Origin of the sequence: Streptomyces sp. NPDC058964, assembly GCF_042741275.1 — a bacterium.
In the GTDB taxonomy this organism is placed as follows: domain Bacteria; phylum Actinomycetota; class Actinomycetes; order Streptomycetales; family Streptomycetaceae; genus Streptomyces.
Map to the genome: position 1 here is coordinate 1 of NZ_JBHYKH010000151.1, position 15761 is coordinate 15761.

Consider the following 15761-nt stretch of genomic DNA (forward strand, 5'->3'; position numbering starts at 1 on the left):
GGGGGGTGGGGGGGGGGGGCGCGCCCCCCCCCGCCGCTGGAATCTCGACCTGGGCGACGTGGAGCCCGCGCTGACCCTGCTGGACGGGGCGGAGGACACCGTCGAGATCGCCCTGCCGCGCTTCGACGAGGGCGGCACGGAGGGTGGCTCCACGATGGTCCGGGGCGTCCCGGTCCGTACGATCGGCGGGCGGCTCGTCACGACCGTCTTCGACCTGATGCTCGCCCAGTACGGGGTACGGCGTCCCGGCCTGCCGGGCGGCTGGCCGTCGTCGTACGAGGACGCGTCCCAGCCGTACACCCCGGCCTGGCAGGAGACCGTGACCTCCGTGCCCGCCGAGCAGGCCGCGCGCATCGCCCGCGAGTTCGCCCGCAACGCCGAGCGCACTCAGGGCCGTTCGATGATCGCGATGGGCGCGGGCACCAACCACTGGTTCCACTCCGACACCATCTACCGGGCGTTCCTGGCGCTGACGACGATGACCGGCTGCCAGGGCGTGAACGGCGGCGGCTGGGCGCACTACGTCGGTCAGGAGAAGGTCCGCCCGGTCACCGGCCTGCAGCACCTGGCCTTCGCCTTCGACTGGCAGCGGCCCACCCGGCACATGGCGGGCACCTCCTACTGGTACCTCAGTACCGACCAGTGGCGCTACGAGGCGTTCGGCCCCGACGAGCTCGCCTCGCCGCTGGGTGAGGGCCGCTTCGCGGGCCGGTCCACGGCGGACTGTCTTGCGCAGGCGATTCGTCTGGGCTGGACGCCCGGCCATCCCGGGTTCAACCGCAACCCGCTCGATCTCGCGGACGAGGCGGCCGCCGCGGGCCGTCCGGTCGCCGGGCACGTCGTCGACGAACTCAAGGCGGGACGGCTGCGGTTCGCCGCGGAGGATCCCGACGACCCGGCCAACTTCCCGCGCGTGCTGACCGTGTGGCGGGCCAATCTGCTCGGCTCCTCCGGCAAGGGCAACGAGTACTTCCTGCGCCATCTGCTGGGCACGGACGCGGCGGTGCGGTCCGAGCAGACGCCTCCGGAGGGACGGCCCCGGGAGGTGGTGTGGCGCGAGGACGCCCCGGAGGGCAAGCTCGACCTGCTGGTCACGATGGACTTCCGGATGACATCGACCGGACTGCTGGCGGACGTGGTGCTGCCGGCCGCGACCTGGTACGAGAAGGACGACCTGTCCAGCACGGACATGCACCCCTTCGTGCACGCCTTCACCCCGGCCATCGCCCCGCCCTGGCAGGCCCGCACCGACTACGACGCGTTCCTGACCATCGCCGACCGGTTCAGCGAGCTCGCGGCCCGGCACCTCGGCACCCGCACCGATGTCCTCGCGGTGCCGTTGCAGCACGACACGCCCGACGAACTCGCCCAGCCCGGCGGCGTCGTACGGGACTGGAAGACCGGGGAGTGCGAACCGGTCCCGGGCCGGACCATGCCCAAACTGGTGGTCGTCGAGCGGGACTACGCCTCGGTGGCACAGAAGATGCGGGCGGTCGGCCCCCTGCTGGACCGGCTCGGGACGACCACCAAGGGGGTGACCGTTCATCCGGACCAGGAGATCGACGAGCTGCGCCGACGGTGCGGCACCGTCCGCGAGGGCGTCGCGGAGGGGCGCCCGTCCCTGGCCACCGCCTCGGACATGTGCGAGGCGATCCTCGCCCTGTCCGGCACCACCAACGGACGGCTGGCGACCGAGGGCTTCCGGGAGCTGGAGCGGCTGACGGGCAGCGAGGGGCTGGTGGAGCTGGCCGCCGAGCGCGAGGCGGAACGGATCACCTTCGCCGACACGCGCACCCAGCCCCGCGCGGTGATGACGTCGTACGAGTGGTCGGGCAGCGAGACCGGCGGGCGCCGCTACTCACCGTTCGTGATCAACACCGAGCACAAGAAGCCCTGGCACACCCTCACCGGCCGTCAGCACTTCTTCGTCAGCCACGACTGGATGGCCGAACTCGGCGAACAACTCCCCGTCTACCGGCCGCCGTTGAACACACGCAGACACTACGGAGACGAGGAGCTGCACGAGAAGGGCCGGGCCGAGGTCACGGTCCGCTATCTGACCCCGCACTCGAAGTGGTCCATCCACTCCGAGTACCAGGACAACGCCTACATGCTCGCCCTCTCCCGCGGCGGCCCGGTCATCTGGATGTCCACCGCGGACGCGGAGAAGATCGGCGTCAAGGACAACGACTGGATCGAGGCGTACAACCGCAACGGGGTGGTCGCGGCCCGCGCCGTGGTCACCCACCGCATGCCCGAGGGCACGGTGTACATGTACCACGCCAAGGACCGCACGGTGAACGTCCCGAAGACCGAGGTCAGCGGGAAGCGCGGCGGCATCCACAACTCGCTGACCCGGCTGCTGCTCAAGCCCACCCATCTCGCTGGCGGCTACGCGCAGTTCACCTACGCCTTCAACTACTACGGCCCGACCGGAAACCAGCGCGACGAGGTCACCGTCATCCGCCGTCGCTCACAGGACGTGGAGTACTGATATGCGCGTCATGGCACAGGTGGCGATGGTGATGAACCTCGACAAGTGCATCGGATGCCACACCTGCTCGGTCACCTGCAAGCAGACGTGGACCAACCGCACCGGCGTCGAGTACGCCTGGTTCAACAACGTCGAGACGAAGCCGGGCGTCGGCTACCCGCGCCGCTACGATGACCAGGAGCACTGGAAGGGCGGCTGGATCCTCGACAGGCGCGGTCGCCTGGTCCTGCGGTCCGGAGGACGCGTCAAGCGCCTGCTGTCCCTGTTCTCCAACCCCGACCTGCCGGCCATCGAGGACTACTACGAGCCGGTCACCTACGACTACGACAACCTGGTCAGCGCCCCGGCGGGAGAGGACATCCCCGTCGCCCGCCCCCGCTCGGTCCTCACCGGCAGGCCCACCGCCATCACCTGGGGCGCCAACTGGGAGGACGGCCTCGGCGGTGCCCCCGAGAACGCCGGCGGCGACCCCAACCTGACCGGGGAGTGGGCCGAGAAGGTCAGGTTCGAGTTCGAGCAGACCTTCCTCTTCCATCTGCCCCGCCTGTGCGAGCACTGCCTCAACCCGGCCTGTGTGTCGGCCTGCCCGTCGGGAGCGATGTACAAGCGTGTCGAGGACGGGATCGTCCTCGTCGACCAGGACCGCTGCCGCGGCTGGCGCATGTGCGTGACCGCGTGTCCGTACAAGAAGGTGTACGTCAATCACGCCACCGGCAAGGCCGAGAAGTGCACGTTCTGCTTCCCGCGCATCGAGGCCGGCCAGCCCACCGTCTGTTCCGAGACCTGCGTCGGGCGGCTGCGCTACCTGGGGCTGCTGCTGTACGACGCCGACCGGGTCGGCGAGGCGGCGGCCACCCCGGACGAGCGGGACCTGCTGGACGCCCAGCGCGAAGTCTTCCTCGACCCCGGCGACCCGGAAGTCGTGGCGGCGGCACGGGAGTCGGGCATCCCGGAGGACTGGCTGGCCGCGGCCCGCCGCTCCCCGGTGTACGACCTGGTGATGAGGTACAAGGTGGCGCTGCCGTTGCACCCGGAGTACCGCACCATGCCGATGGTCTGGTACGTGCCTCCGCTCTCCCCCGTCCTCGACGCCGTCGGCGCGGCGGGCGGAGACCAGGACGACCCCGACCACGTCTTCGCCGCCGTCGCCCGGCTGCGCATCCCCCTCGACTACCTGGCGAACCTGTTCACCGCGGGAGACACCGACGTGGTCGCCGGGGTGCTGATGAAACTCACCGCGCTCCGTTCGTACATGCGCGCCCGTACCGTCGCGCAGACGGCCGACGAGAGCGCGCTGCGGGCCGTGGGCCTCACCGCGCGCGAGGCGGAGGACCTGCACCGGCTGCTCGCCGTCGCGAAGTACGCCGACCGGTACGTCGTCCCGGCCGCGCACAAGGAGGACGCGGCCGCGCTCAGCGCGCTGGAGAACCGCTGCCCGGTCGAGTCCTCCGGCGACCCGGCCGCCGCCGGGGGCCGACGGGTGATGCTCGGCATCCCCACGCTGCGCCGCAACACCACGAAAGGCCCCGCATGAGCCCGTTGCCCGCCACCGTTCCCGCCATCGTCCGCACCAGGATCCGCGCGGCCGCCCGCCGCCGGGCCCGGCTCACGCCCGAGGAGTCGGCGGACCGGGCACTGGTGCTCCGCCTCGTGTCCCTGCTCCTGCAGTACCCGGACGCCGAACTGACGGCGGCCGGGACGGAGTTGACGGCCACGGCACGGGCCCTGCCGGCCACGCCCGCGGCGGCGCACCTGGCACGGTTCACCGCCTGGTTCGCGGCGCAGGATCCCGAGGCGCTGGAGCGCCACTACGTGGAGATGTTCGACCTGCGCCGCAGAAGCAGCCTCTACCTCACCTATTACCTGCACGGCGACACCCGGCGCCGCGGCATGGCCCTGCTCGCACTGGCCCGGCGGTACCGCGCCAAGGGCTGGGACACCGACGGCGGCGAACTGCCCGACCACCTGCCCGTCGTCCTGGAGTTCGCCGCCCTGGACGGGCCGGGCGCCGGCGAGGCTCCGCTGCGTCAGCACCGGCGCGGCCTGGAGCTGATCCACCGTGCCCTGACCGACACGGACTCGCCGTACCGGCACCTGCTGGGTGCGCTGCTCAGCCTGCTGCCGCCGCCCACCGAGGCGGACCGTGCGGCGGTGGCGCGGCTCGTCGCCGAGGGCCCGCCGAACGAGGAGGTCGGCCTCGATCCGTACGGGACGTACGGCGACGGCGAGTTCGCCCCGCCCGGCGCCTTCGTCCCGCCCGAGCAGGCCCCGCCGACGCTGATCCCGTCCGTACGTCCGGAAGGCCGCCGATGAACGCCTCGACCACCGACCTGCTCCTGTGGGTCGCCTTCCCCTACATCTGCCTCGCCGTGTTCGTGGTCGGGCACGTCTGGCGCTATCGGCAGGACCAGTTCGGCTGGACCTCCCGCACCAGCCAGCTCCTCGAGCACCGTTGGCTGCGCTGGGGCAGCCCGCTGTTCCACCTGGGCGCCTTCATGGTGATCGCCGGCCACGTCGTGGGGCTCGCGGTGCCCGCCTCGTGGACCGAGGCCGCCGGCATCGGCGAGCACGCGTATCACACCACGGCCGTGTGGGCGGGTTCGGTGGCGGGGGTCGCCATGGTCACGGGGCTGGGCATGCTGTGCGCCCGCCGGCTGCTGACCCGCCGGATCCGGCTGGGCACCGACCGCAGCGACAAGCTGCTGTTCCCGCTGCTGGCGGCGACCGTCCTGCTGGGCATCAGCGCCACCGCCGCGCACAACGTGTTCGGTGGCGGCTACGACTACCGCGAGACCGTCTCGGTCTGGTTCCGCGGGGTCTTCACCCTGCAGCCGCGGCCCGAGGTGATCGCCGGCGCGCCACTGCTGTTCCGGCTGCACGCGCTGACCGCCTGCCTGCTCTTCGCCGCCTGGCCCTTCACCCGGCTGGTGCACGTGTGGAGCGCCCCGGTCGGCTACCTCGTCCGGCCCTCTCTCGTCTACCGCAGACGGGCCGCGCCGGTGGCCGGTGCGACCGCCCGGGCCCGCGTCCGGACGGCCCGTTCCCCGCGGCGCGCCGCATGATCGACGGACAGGCCCGCACCCCCGACGCCACCGCGACGGCCCGCTCCCCCTCCGGATCGGGCGCGAGCCGAGGCACGGGCCTGGTGATGCTCCTGACCGGCGTCCTCGGCTGGCTCGCCTCCTTCCGCCTCGCCGTGGACGACTGGCGTCTGCTGAAGAACCCCGCCTACCAGCCGCCCTGCAACATCAGCCCGGTGGTGAGCTGCGGCGGCGTCATGTCCAGTCCTCAGGGCAGTCTGTTCGGCTTTCCCAACATGCTGATCGGCCTGGGTGCGTTCGCCGCCGTGGCCGTCCTGGGCGCCGCCGTGCTCAGCGGGGCGGGCCTGCACCGCAGACTCTGGCTCGCGCTCGGTGCCGGGGCACTGTCCGGGGTCGTGTTCGTGCACTGGCTGATCGCGCAGTCGCTGTACGAACTCGACAAGGTGTGCCCGTACTGCGCCGTCGTCTGGGTCGTCACCATCGCCCTCTTCTGGAGCGTGTCCCTGCACTGCGTGAAAAACGGCATCGTGCCGGTCCCCCATGGCGTCCGGGAGCTCCTCCAGGACACCCACTGGATGCTGCTCGGTGCCTGGTACGGGGTGATCGCGCTGCTCGTACTCACCCGGTTCTGGCCCTACTGGAGCAGCCTGCCGTGACCGGCCACCGCGCTGCCTTGCGAAGACGGCCCGCACGGCCCTGCGGCAGGGACCTTCGGCCCCCGCACTCGGACGGCCCAGGGAGTTAGGTTCACCCAAGTGAGGTCGGTGCGGGCGAAGAGCGAGGCAGCACGACATGTCATCGGCGCATCCTCGGGCCCTCCAGAAGGACGTCCCCGGGGCCGGGCTGGACGCGGGCCGGATGCCGGGCCACTGGCTCCTGGCGCGTCCGGGCAAGCGGGTGCTGCGGCCCGGCGGTGCCGAGCCGACCCGGTGGACGCTCGGCCCGGCGGCTGCCCTGGGCATCGTGTCCCGGGCCCTGCGCGACCCGGCCGCCCGTCGCCGGATCGTGCAGATGCGCCGCGTCTTCCGCCGCCGCGCCCACCTCGGCGCGATCGGCCCCGTCGCCGTCCCCGCCCCGGTCCAGGCCCTGAGGAGGAATCCGCATGTCCGCCACCGTGATCACCGATCTGATCGCCGAGCTGGCCGTCCCGGAGGACGGCACGCTCAGCCGGGTGCTGTACCGCGACGACCGGCTGCGGGTGGTCGGGTTCGCCTTCGCCGCCGGCCAGGAGCTGACCGAGCACACCTCGGCCCTCCCCGTCGTCATCCAGGTCGTCAAGGGCCGCCTCGAGCTGGTGCTGGGTGAGGAGAAGACCGAGGCCGTCCCGGGAAGCTGGATCCATCTGCCCGCGCGGCTGCCGCACACCGTCCGTGCGGTCGAGCCCAGCGTGATGCTGCTGAGCATGCTGCCCGCCGCCCCGGAGCCGTCCCGTTCCGGGACTCCCTCGCCCTCCGCGGCCTGACCGGCCCGGGCCAGGTGTCCGAACGGGTGCGGTTCCTCAGCCGCCCTGCTGCTTGAGCCGGTCCTTGGTCTGGCTGGCGATCACGGCGGCCTGGACGCGTCGCTCCACGCCCAGCTTGGCCAGCAGCCGGGAGATGTGGTTCTTCACCGTCTTCTCCGCCAGGAACAGCCGCTGACCGATCTGACGGTTGGTCAACCCCTCACCGATGAGTTCCAGGATCTCGCGCTCCCGCTCGGTCAGCCCGGGCACCGGATCCGGCTCCGCCTCCTCCTGCCCGCCCTGGCGCAGCCTGGCCATCAGCCGGGTCGTGGCGCTGGGGTCGAGCAGGGACTGGCCGGCGGCCACCGTCCGCACGGCCGACACGAGGTCCGTTCCCCGGATCTGCTTGAGCACGTACCCCGACGCACCGGCCATGATCGAGTCCAGCAGGGCCTCCTCGTCGTCGAACGAGGTCAGCATCAGACAGGCCAGGTCCGGCATGCTCGAACGCAGCTCCCGGCACACGGTCACGCCGTCGCCGTCGGGCAGCCGCACGTCGAGAACGGCCACCTCGGGCCGCAGCGCGGGCACGCGGACGAGTGCCTGCGCCACGGTGCCGGCCTCACCGACCACCGTGATGTCCGGCTCGTCGTTCAGCAGGTCGCGCACCCCGCGCCGTACCACCTCGTGGTCGTCCAGCAGGAAGACCCTTATCGGGCTGTCGGGGCCCGGCCGCTCGCCGTCCGCCATCGCGTGCTCCTTGTTCCGTGTCGTGTGTCTCCGGCACCGTAACCGGCCCACGGGGCAGAACGGTCCCCGGCTGCCGGAATTCCCGCGCGATCCCGCGGACGGGGCCGGGGGGGAACCGCCCGCGGCGCCGACGGTCCCCGGGCCGCGCGGGCCCGGTGGGGCCGATGCGCCCGATACGCAGGGCCACTCGGCCCTAATCCCCTCCGTGCCGCGAAACGACGCCGAAACGCGGTCGGATGCCTGATAGACATTGCACCGCCGCCCCGCTGCGTCGCGGCTCCCTTCCCACCCATCCCTTGTACGGGAGGTTTCATGCTGTCCGCAGAATCCGCCGCCACGGTGCGTGCCACCCTGCCCGCCGTGGCCGGCGCCCTCGACGAGATCACGACGCGCTTCTACGGCGCCATGTTCCGCGACCGGCCGGAGCTGCTGGACGGCATGTTCAACCGCGGCAACCAGGCCAGTGGTGACCAGCGGCGCGCGCTCGCCGGATCCATCGCCGGATTTGCCACCGCACTGCTCGACGACCCGGACAGCCGCCCGGACGCGCTGCTGGACCGGATCGCGCACAAGCACGCCGCCGTGGGGGTCACCGACGACCAGTACACGATCGTGCACAAGTACCTGTTCGGCGCGATAGCAGAGGTCCTCGGCGACGCGGTCACCGCGGAAGTCGCCGCGGCCTGGGACGAGGTGTACTGGCTGATGGCCGGTGCCCTCATCGGACGCGAGGCGCGGCTCTACCAGGACGCGGGCGTCCGGCCCGGACACGTCTGGCGGCAGTGGACGGTCGTCGAGCGCCGCCCCGACCCCCCGGAGGTGGGGGCCTACCTGCGGCGCCCGGCCGCCGGCGAACCGGCGCCGTCGGCGCGGGCCGGCCAGTACGTGAGCGTGCGCGTCCTGATGCCCGACGGGGTGCACCAGTTGCGCCAGTACAGCCTGTCCTCGGACCCGGGCGGCGACCTGCGGCGGATCACCGTCAAGCGGGTCGCGGGCACGGCCGACGCGCCGGACGGTGAGGTCTCCAACCAGCTGCACGACCAGCTCCACGAGGGTGACGGACTGACCCTCTCGGCCCCCTTCGGCGATGTCTTCCTGGACGACGCGGCCGACCCCACCACCCCCCTCGTGCTGGTCTCGGCGGGCATCGGTGGCACCCCCATGACGGGCATACTCGCCCACCTCGCCGCCCTCGAGTCGACCCGGCCGGTACTCGTCCTGCACGCGGACCGCTCTCCCGCCGACCACGCGCTGCGTGCCGAGACGCGGGACCTGGCCGAGCGGCTGCCGGGCGCACGCGCTGTCTTCTGGTACGAGCAGCCCGGCGCCGAGGAACCCGCCGCCCGCGAGGGCCGGATGGAGCTCGACGGGATCGAACTGCCCGACGGGGCCACGGTGTTCCTGTGCGGCCCGCTGCCCTTCATGCGGGACGTACGCGGACAGCTTCTGGCCGCCGGGGTCCCGGCACGGCACATCCGCTACGAGGTCTTCGGCCCCGACCTGTGGCTGCCGGACGCCCTCGGCTGACCCGTGCCGGGCACCCCCGGACTCGCCAACAGGCGCATTCCCGTTGGGGAGTCCGGGGGCGACGGCCGGGTCGGGCCGGTCACCCCCGGCCGTGGTGATCGCCGACTCGTCCTTGCGCAGGGCGACTGCCGACCGCGGCCGGGATGCGTTCCAGGACTCCGCCCGCGAAGACGTCGTACAGCGGAAGCGTCTCCAGGTGGACGTAGCCGATGTGGCAGTCGCAGACGGCGAGCGGGCAGGCACGGGGGCGCAGGGCGGCGCGGTAGGAGCCGTCGTAGAGGTTGCCCAGCTCGGCACGGACGAAGTGACAGCGGCGGACCGTGCCCTCCCCGTCGACCGAGATCACGGACTCCCCTGTGCGGCACGGCAGTCCGGCGCTGGTGTGCGGGCGGCGGCTGTACGGGAAGAGCGGGTCGAGACCGGTCCAGTCGGGGGCCTCGGGGTCCTCGTAGGTGTGGCCCTCGGCCGCGTTGACCCACAGGTAGACGTGCTCGGGCAGGTCGGCGCGCAGACGCCGGGCGTCCTGGAGGTGCTCGGGCAGGCCGACGATGCCGACGCTGAAGCGGACACCGCGTTCGGCCAGGTCACGGCACTTGGCGAGGAAGCGGTCGTAGGGCGTCTGGCCGGGGTGGTACGTGCACCACAGGGCCAGGGTGTCGGGGTCGGCCCCGGCCAGCCAGTCGGTGCGGCAGCTGAGGTTGGTCTGGATGGCCACCCGGCGGATGTGCGGGAGGTGGGAGAGCTCCGTGAGGGTGCGCCGGTACCAGGAGCGGACCAGGCCCTCGCCCCAGGGAGTGAAGAGGACCGAGAGACGGTCGCCGGTCTGGGCCGCCGCCCATCCGGCGAACCGTTCCAGCGCGGCGCGGTCGGCCCGCAGTTGGGCGGTCGAGTCGCGTCGCTTGGCGAACGGGCAGTAGGGGCAGTCGTAGTCGCAGGAGGCGAGCGGGCCCCGGTACAGGAGGGTCAGGTCCATGGCCGGGCCGGTCACTTCCTCTCGTAGGCGGCCATGGCGGCGCGGACGGCAGGGGAGAAGAGTCCGGGGCCGATGGCGTCGGAGTGGGCGAGGCCTTCGGGCGTGAGCCTGAGCGTGGTCGGGTCGGCGTCCGTCAGCCAGCCACGGTCGGCGAAGCGCGCGAGTTCGGGACCGAAGTCGTCGGCGGGAAGGCTGCCGAAGCGGGCCCGGTAGTCGTCGACGGGCAGGCCGCCGGCCTGGAGGAGGGACTGGAGCAGGTGGCGGCGGCGCGCCTCGTCGGGGTCCATGCGGTAGCCGACCTCGGCGTGGGCGAAGTCGGTCGTGGTGACGTAGTCGTCGACGATGGCGCGGATCTGGTGCATGTCCACGGCGTAGTCGAAGGAGTAGTGCAGGCCGCCCGTGTAGGAGCGGGCGCCGCAGCCCAGGCCGATCATGCCGTCGGTCTGGCAGGCGTAGTCGTCGGCGCCCTGGGGCGGGGCATCGGTGCGGCGGAACATGCGCATGGACTGCTGGGTGTAGCCGTGCGCGAGGAGGTGGTCGCGGCCGACGCGGTACAGCCGCAGTCGCTGCTCGTCCCACACCGGGTCGGGGCCCGGGCCGGGGCCGCGGCGGTCGAGGCCGGTGAGGGGACGGACGTACAGCGGGTAGAGGTAGAGCTCCTCGGGGTGCCAGGACAGGGCGGCGTCCAGGGAGTGCAGCCAGGTCTGTTCGGTCTGGCCGTCGATGCCGTAGATGAGGTCGATGTTCAGGACCGGGATGCGGGCGTCGCGGATGCGGCCGAGGGCGGCCTCGACGTCGGCGCGGCGTTGCGGGCGTACGGCGGCTCGGGCCTCGGCGTCGACGAAACTCTGTACGCCGAGGCTGAGGCGGGTGGTACCGCGGTCGGCCAGGACGGCGAGGCGGTCGGCGGTCGCGGTGGCAGGTGAGGCCTCGACGGACAACGGGACCGCGCGCAGGTCGGCGCCCATGCGGTGCTCGGCGATGTCGCAGAGGCGTTCCAGCTCGGTGGCGGTGAGGAAGGTGGGGGTGCCGCCGCCGAAGGCGGCCGTGGCGAACCGGACCTGCTCCGTGTCCCCGAGGGCTTCGCGCACCGCGGTGGCCTGTCGTTCCAGGGCGTCCAGGTAGGCGCCGGTGAGACCGCCGGGGGCGCCGATGCGGGTGAAGAGGTTGCAGAAGCCGCAGCGGATCTCGCAGAACGGTATGTGCAGATACAGGGAGAGGGCGTGCTTCGGCTCGGCCGCCCACAGGGCCTTCAGGGACGGCCGTCCGGGCAGCCGGCGGTACGCCGTCTTGTGGGGGTAGGCGTAGACGTAGTGCTGGTAGGGGCTGGTGAGCTGGGCTGTGGTCATCGGGCGGCCTCGGCGCGGTGGTCCAGGAAGAAGTGGGCGTAGGGCACGGTCCACACCGACTCGTGGCCGAGCCGGTGGCCGGTGTAGCCGTCGTCGCCGTAGGCGGTGCCGTGGTCGGAGCAGACGATGGCGAAACAGCGCCGTCGGCTGCTCGCGGCGGCGAAGAGCCGTCCGACGTGCCGGTCCACGTACTCCAGGGCGGCGGCGTGCGTGGCACGGGTGTCGCCCGCCTCGCGTGTCGCGCCGGGCAGGTGGAACCAGTTCGGCTGGTGCAGGGCGGAGACGTTGACGAAGAGGAACAGCTTCTGTTCCGGGGCCAGTTCGCGTACGACGTGCTCGGCGCGGGCCACCTGGTTCTCGAACGAGGCGGGTGAGGTGACGCCGAACTCCGTGGCCCAGTGGGACTCGTGGAACAGACCGGGCAGCACCGAGCCCAGCGGACCCTGCTTGTTGAAGAAGCCCACGCCGCCGATGCACACCGTGTGGTATCCGGCCTCGGCGAGGCCGGAGACGAGGTCCGGGGTGTCGTGGACGAAGGTGCCGTCGGCCGTGGTCTCGCTGCCCGCGAAGCTCGCGGCGAACAGGCGCGGATGCGGGCCGGGGGCGGCCGGTGTCGGCAGGAAGCCCGCGAAGATCGCCTGGTGGGAGGCGTAGGTGAAGCTGCCCGGGGCGTGCCGCTTCTCCCAGTGGCCGCCGGGGAGATGGCGCGCCAGGTTCGGTATGCGGCCGGCCGCGGCCAGTTCGGCGGCGACGTCGAAGCGGAGGGTGTCCAGGGTGACGAGGAGGATGTCGTGACTGCCGACGACCTCGTTCATGTCCGGCTCAGGCGTCGGGTCGGGCGAGGGCATGCGGATTTCCTTCTCTGTACTGGTGGTGCACGGTGGCGTCGGGGCCGGCCGGGGCGAAACGGCGCAGGGCTGCGGCGGCCTGGGTGGCGTAGGTGTCGAGCCCCTCGGCGCCGCTGCCGGGCAGGCCGGTGAGGTCCGGCAGGAGGTCGCCGAACGCGTTGACCTCACCGACCGCCGCTCGGCGCCAGCCCACGGCGGGCAGCAGATCGACACCGACGCAGAGGGTGCGCGGGAAGCAGGCCGCGGCCCGCTCGCACACTCCGAGCACCTCGCTCCAGCGCGCCCCTGCCGCCTCGACGGCCCGCCGGGCCGCGTCGAGATCGCCGCGACGGCCCCCGAGGTGGAGGTTGGTCATGGGTGAGCGGCTGGTACGGACGACCGCGTGGGTGGCCCGGCCGGCCACGACGACGACCCTCAGGTCGGCGGCCCGCCCCTGTTGCGAGGCCTTCGGCAGCCAGCGCTCCAGGTGCAGGCCGTCGGGGGCGAGCGCGTCGACGACGTCCGCGATGTCCGCCTCGCGTTCGTAGCGGCGCACCCTGAGGGAGTTGTAGAGGCGGCCGTCCGCGGCGAGTTCCACTGAGGTGGTCGCCCTGATCCGGCCTCCGCCGCCCGACTCCACGGCGAGCACGCCCGACGCCGACGAGCCGTGCGCGGGCTTGACGAAGAGCCGTGGCATCCGGTGCTCCCGCATCAGCGCCCGTACGTCCTCCCAGCCGCGCACCGGTGCCGCCCCGGGCCCCGAGGTCGGCGAGGCCGGCACCGGCACTCCGGCCGCGTCGAGGACGGCGTGGCAGCGGCGCTTGTCGAACAGCACGGCGAGTTCGTCCGGGTCGTCGAGCCGGATCCCACCGCGCAACCCGCGCAAGGCCGTGATGAAACCGGCGTACCAGCGGGCCGAGCCTTCCACCCGAGTGGCTTCCAGGGGGCCGCGCAGCAGCCGTTCCACCTCGGCGTTCTCGCCGGGCGAGTCGATCCGGACGATCTCCTCGGCCCCGAACTCGGCTCCCCCGGCACGCAGTACGTCCGTCCAGGCGACGACGCGCGGTCCGGGGAGTCCGCTCGCGCGCACGGCGTCCCCGAAGAGGGTGACACGGCGGTTCTCGGGGTTGCCGACGACCGCGAAGCGCGGTCCCGGTTCATTCGCCGACGGCGACATAGCGTGCCTCGGGGCGGTACGAGGGGCGGCGGGCCGGGGTGAGGACCAGTTCGACCCCGTGCGGCTCCAGCGTCTCGCGCAGACGGCAGGCCAGTTCGTCGCTCATGAAGTGGTGCCGCAGGTCGACGGAGCGCAGATGCGTCAGCGGCTGCCCCGACAGGAGCGCGGCGCCGCCCTCGTCCCCGAGGGTGCCCAGGCTCAGGTCGAGCGAGGTGAGGCCCGCGACCACCGGTGCCTCGGCCACAGCGGCGGCGACGGCGTCCTGGATGTCGCTGTTCTTGACTCCGAGGTGGCGCAGTCCGGGGCAGCGGCCCAGCGCGGTGAGGAGCGCGGTGACCTCCTCGGCGGCGCATTCTCCGCCGTACTCGGCGGTGCCGAGCCACAGCTCCAGATGGCGCAGGGCCGGGAACTCACAGGCGGCCAGGGCACGCACGGGATCGGCGGCCAGGCCCCCGGACTCGATGCGCAGGGTGCGCAGCCGGTCGTGGCGCAGGGGCTCGATCACCAGCTGGTCCGCCCCGCGCGCCCCGATCTCCTCCAGCCCGGGCCACGCGCGCAGGACGCGGGTGAGGTCACCCTGGCGGATCCAGGAGATCTCGGACTCCTCGGACTCGACGTCCGCGAGGAAAAGGGCGCGCAGTCGCGGGAAGCGGTGCGCGTCGGCCGTGAGCAGGTCGAGCACGGGGCCGATGCCGTGCTCGTCCCACTCCTGCCACCAGGCACCGATGACGAGTGCGGTGACCTCCTGTGTGCGGACGTCGTCGAGGAACCGCCGCCACAGCGGCTCGAGGGCCTGGTCGCAATCGGTGGTCACCTTCCAGGCGACCGAGGCGGGTTCGGGCCGCGGGCGGGGCCGGCGTCCGGGACCGTCATCGCCGGCCGGGCCGAAGGCGTGCACGGGCAGGTTGTGGAACCGCTTGAGGTGCGAGGGGTGGAAGCGCATGGGACCCGGCTCACTCACCGACGGCGACGTACCGCCACACCGTGCCGTCGTCTTCCTCGTCCTCATCCGCGTCGTCACGGTCGAGGTCGACCTCGACGCCCGCCGGCTCGAGGGTCTGGCGGATCCGGTCCACAACGGGCTCGCTGAGGTAGTGGTGGTGGAGGTCGAGCTTCTTGAGGTGGGTGAGGGGCTGGCCGGCGAGCAGGGCGGACGCGCCTTCGTCGGTCAGGACACCCATGGACAGGTCCAGCACCTCCAGCCGGGCGACGATCGGCGCGGCGGCCACGGCGGCGGCCACGGCGTCCTGTATCTCGCTGTTGCGCAGGGCCAGGTGACGCAGCCGCGGCAGCCGGGCGCCGGACAGGATCGGCTCCAGGTCGGCGGCCTCGCTGTCGCCGCCGTATTCGGGGGTGCCCAGCCACAGGTCGAGGTGCTCCAGCGCCGGCAGGTCACTGGCGCCGACGCCACGGACGGCCTCGACGGGCAGCCCGCCGGCCTCCATGGTGAGGCGGCGCAGACCGGGGTGGGACAGGGCGGGGAAGCTCAGGCCGGATCCGCCGCGGACGCCGAACTCCTCGAGGTCGGGGAAAGCCGCGAGGAGGGGGGTGACGTCGGTCTGGTTGATCCAGGAGATCTCGCACTCCTCCGCGACCATGTCGCCGAGGAACAGCGCCCGCAGGGCCGGGGAAGCGGTCCCGGGCGGCCACCAGCGCCTCGATCACCTCGGACGGGTCGGTGTCGTACGCCTCCTGCCAGGCCCCGACTATCAGGGCCCGCACGCGGGTGGTGTCGACCGCGGCGCAGAATCGGGCGAAGGCCTCCGTCCAGTCCTCGTCCGCGTCGTACACGTCGCTGGTGACCCGCCAGGCGAAGGAGTCCGTCTCGGGCAGGTCGTCCGTACGGGCGTCGGGGCCGGGGAACGTGCGGGCGGGCAGCCGGTACAGCGCGTGCAGGTGGTCACCGATGGTCATGCGGCTGCTCCTGTGGAGGAAGAGGGTCCGTTCCGTGATGACCGCAGTTCTACCAAGTGGGACCGACAACGCCGTGCGGCGGGGCCGGATACGGCCCGTTGTCAGTGGTGCCTTCTACGGTCTGTGTCATGAGGCCGGAGCAGGGTGCACCGGCGGGAGGGGGTAGCCGTGTACCGGCAGGGAGACGTGCTGATGGTGCCCGTGGCGGAGGAGGCCGTGCCCTCGCATGTAGCCGCCGCGCCGAAGGAGCGGCGCGACGGGCGGGGCC

The 15761-nt window shown here is 72.5% G+C and carries 14 protein-coding genes and 1 pseudogene; 7 read left to right on the plus strand and 8 right to left on the minus strand.

Features of this window, described 5'->3' with window-relative positions:
- From ACFW2E_RS20065 to ACFW2E_RS20085, 5 genes are all read left to right on the plus strand, one after another.
- A partial coding sequence (locus ACFW2E_RS20065; protein ID WP_384468190.1) for a molybdopterin-dependent oxidoreductase occupies positions 1 to 2494 on the plus strand: 2494 nt, incomplete at its 5' end.
- Between the two features lies 1 nt (position 2495).
- Positions 2496 to 4028, plus strand: a complete 1533-nt coding sequence (narH, locus tag ACFW2E_RS20070) for a nitrate reductase subunit beta (protein WP_384468192.1) — start codon at positions 2496 to 2498, stop codon at positions 4026 to 4028.
- Positions 4025 to 4807, plus strand: coding sequence for a nitrate reductase molybdenum cofactor assembly chaperone (narJ, locus tag ACFW2E_RS20075; protein ID WP_384468194.1), 783 nt, complete (start codon positions 4025 to 4027; stop codon positions 4805 to 4807). The genes narH and narJ overlap by 4 nt, the downstream gene beginning before the upstream one ends.
- Positions 4804 to 5556: a respiratory nitrate reductase subunit gamma gene (gene narI / locus ACFW2E_RS20080; protein WP_384468196.1), complete on the plus strand. Its 753-nt coding sequence runs from the start codon at positions 4804 to 4806 to the stop codon at positions 5554 to 5556. Before narJ ends, narI begins: the two co-directional genes overlap by 4 nt.
- Positions 5553 to 6191: a vitamin K epoxide reductase family protein gene (locus ACFW2E_RS20085; protein WP_384468198.1), complete on the plus strand. Its 639-nt coding sequence runs from the start codon at positions 5553 to 5555 to the stop codon at positions 6189 to 6191. The genes narI and ACFW2E_RS20085 overlap by 4 nt, the downstream gene beginning before the upstream one ends.
- Before the next feature lie 139 nt (positions 6192 to 6330).
- Here ACFW2E_RS20085 and ACFW2E_RS20090 read toward each other — a convergent pair whose 3' ends face one another.
- Complete coding sequence (locus tag ACFW2E_RS20090) at positions 6331 to 6639, minus strand: hypothetical protein (RefSeq protein WP_384468200.1); 309 nt, start codon at positions 6637 to 6639, stop codon at positions 6331 to 6333.
- Here ACFW2E_RS20090 and ACFW2E_RS20095 point away from each other — a divergent pair.
- Positions 6638 to 6997, plus strand: coding sequence for a cupin domain-containing protein (locus ACFW2E_RS20095; RefSeq protein ID WP_384468202.1), 360 nt, complete (start codon positions 6638 to 6640; stop codon positions 6995 to 6997). The two genes, ACFW2E_RS20090 and ACFW2E_RS20095, sit on opposite strands and share 2 nt — an antisense overlap.
- A 36-nt stretch (positions 6998 to 7033) precedes the next feature.
- Here ACFW2E_RS20095 and ACFW2E_RS20100 read toward each other — a convergent pair whose 3' ends face one another.
- Positions 7034 to 7726, minus strand: coding sequence for a response regulator (locus ACFW2E_RS20100; RefSeq protein ID WP_384468204.1), 693 nt, complete (start codon positions 7724 to 7726; stop codon positions 7034 to 7036).
- Positions 7727 to 8038: 312 nt separating this feature from the next.
- Here ACFW2E_RS20100 and ACFW2E_RS20105 point away from each other — a divergent pair, with 312 nt between their 5' ends.
- Entirely contained in the window at positions 8039 to 9253 is a 1215-nt protein-coding gene (locus tag ACFW2E_RS20105) for a globin domain-containing protein (RefSeq protein ID WP_384468207.1), read from the plus strand.
- A gap of 79 nt (positions 9254 to 9332) precedes the next feature.
- On the opposite strand, the gene ACFW2E_RS20110 is transcribed toward ACFW2E_RS20105, so the two are convergent.
- From ACFW2E_RS20110 to ACFW2E_RS20135, 6 genes and pseudogenes are all read right to left on the minus strand, one after another.
- The gene (locus tag ACFW2E_RS20110) at positions 9333 to 10226 is read right to left on the minus strand and encodes an STM4011 family radical SAM protein (protein WP_384468209.1); all 894 of its coding nucleotides are present in this window, start codon (positions 10224 to 10226) and stop codon (positions 9333 to 9335) included.
- 11 nt (positions 10227 to 10237) lie between these two features.
- On the minus strand, positions 10238 to 11575 hold the full coding sequence (locus ACFW2E_RS20115) for an STM4012 family radical SAM protein (RefSeq protein WP_384468210.1): 1338 nt from the start codon (positions 11573 to 11575) through the stop codon (positions 10238 to 10240).
- Entirely contained in the window at positions 11572 to 12390 is an 819-nt protein-coding gene (locus ACFW2E_RS20120) for an STM4013/SEN3800 family hydrolase (protein ID WP_384468215.1), read from the minus strand. Before ACFW2E_RS20120 ends, ACFW2E_RS20115 begins: the two co-directional genes overlap by 4 nt.
- 7 nt (positions 12391 to 12397) lie before the next feature.
- Complete coding sequence (locus ACFW2E_RS20125) at positions 12398 to 13579, minus strand: STM4014 family protein (RefSeq protein ID WP_384468212.1); 1182 nt, start codon at positions 13577 to 13579, stop codon at positions 12398 to 12400.
- Entirely contained in the window at positions 13560 to 14522 is a 963-nt protein-coding gene (locus ACFW2E_RS20130) for an STM4015 family protein (protein ID WP_384468217.1), read from the minus strand. The genes ACFW2E_RS20125 and ACFW2E_RS20130 overlap by 20 nt, the downstream gene beginning before the upstream one ends.
- A gap of 10 nt (positions 14523 to 14532) precedes the next feature.
- A pseudogene (locus tag ACFW2E_RS20135) lies at positions 14533 to 15493 on the minus strand (STM4015 family protein).
- Positions 15494 to 15761 lie beyond the last annotated feature (268 nt).

Excerpts from the sequence above, each read along its gene's own strand:
- narH (WP_384468192.1), top strand. The coding sequence starts at position 2,496 with ATGCGCGTCATGGCACAGGTGGCGATGGTGATGAACCTCGACAAGTGC.
- narJ (WP_384468194.1), top strand. The coding sequence starts at position 4,025 with ATGAGCCCGTTGCCCGCCACCGTTCCCGCCATCGTCCGCACCAGGATC.
- narI (WP_384468196.1), top strand. The coding sequence starts at position 4,804 with ATGAACGCCTCGACCACCGACCTGCTCCTGTGGGTCGCCTTCCCCTAC.
- ACFW2E_RS20085 (WP_384468198.1), top strand. The coding sequence starts at position 5,553 with ATGATCGACGGACAGGCCCGCACCCCCGACGCCACCGCGACGGCCCGC.
- ACFW2E_RS20095 (WP_384468202.1), top strand. The coding sequence starts at position 6,638 with ATGTCCGCCACCGTGATCACCGATCTGATCGCCGAGCTGGCCGTCCCG.
- ACFW2E_RS20090 (WP_384468200.1), bottom strand. The coding sequence starts at position 6,639 with ATGCGGATTCCTCCTCAGGGCCTGGACCGGGGCGGGGACGGCGACGGG.
- ACFW2E_RS20100 (WP_384468204.1), bottom strand. The coding sequence starts at position 7,726 with ATGGCGGACGGCGAGCGGCCGGGCCCCGACAGCCCGATAAGGGTCTTC.
- ACFW2E_RS20105 (WP_384468207.1), top strand. The coding sequence starts at position 8,039 with ATGCTGTCCGCAGAATCCGCCGCCACGGTGCGTGCCACCCTGCCCGCC.
- ACFW2E_RS20110 (WP_384468209.1), bottom strand. The coding sequence starts at position 10,226 with ATGGACCTGACCCTCCTGTACCGGGGCCCGCTCGCCTCCTGCGACTAC.
- ACFW2E_RS20115 (WP_384468210.1), bottom strand. The coding sequence starts at position 11,575 with ATGACCACAGCCCAGCTCACCAGCCCCTACCAGCACTACGTCTACGCC.
- ACFW2E_RS20120 (WP_384468215.1), bottom strand. The coding sequence starts at position 12,390 with ATGAACGAGGTCGTCGGCAGTCACGACATCCTCCTCGTCACCCTGGAC.
- ACFW2E_RS20125 (WP_384468212.1), bottom strand. The coding sequence starts at position 13,579 with ATGTCGCCGTCGGCGAATGAACCGGGACCGCGCTTCGCGGTCGTCGGC.
- ACFW2E_RS20130 (WP_384468217.1), bottom strand. The coding sequence starts at position 14,522 with ATGCGCTTCCACCCCTCGCACCTCAAGCGGTTCCACAACCTGCCCGTG.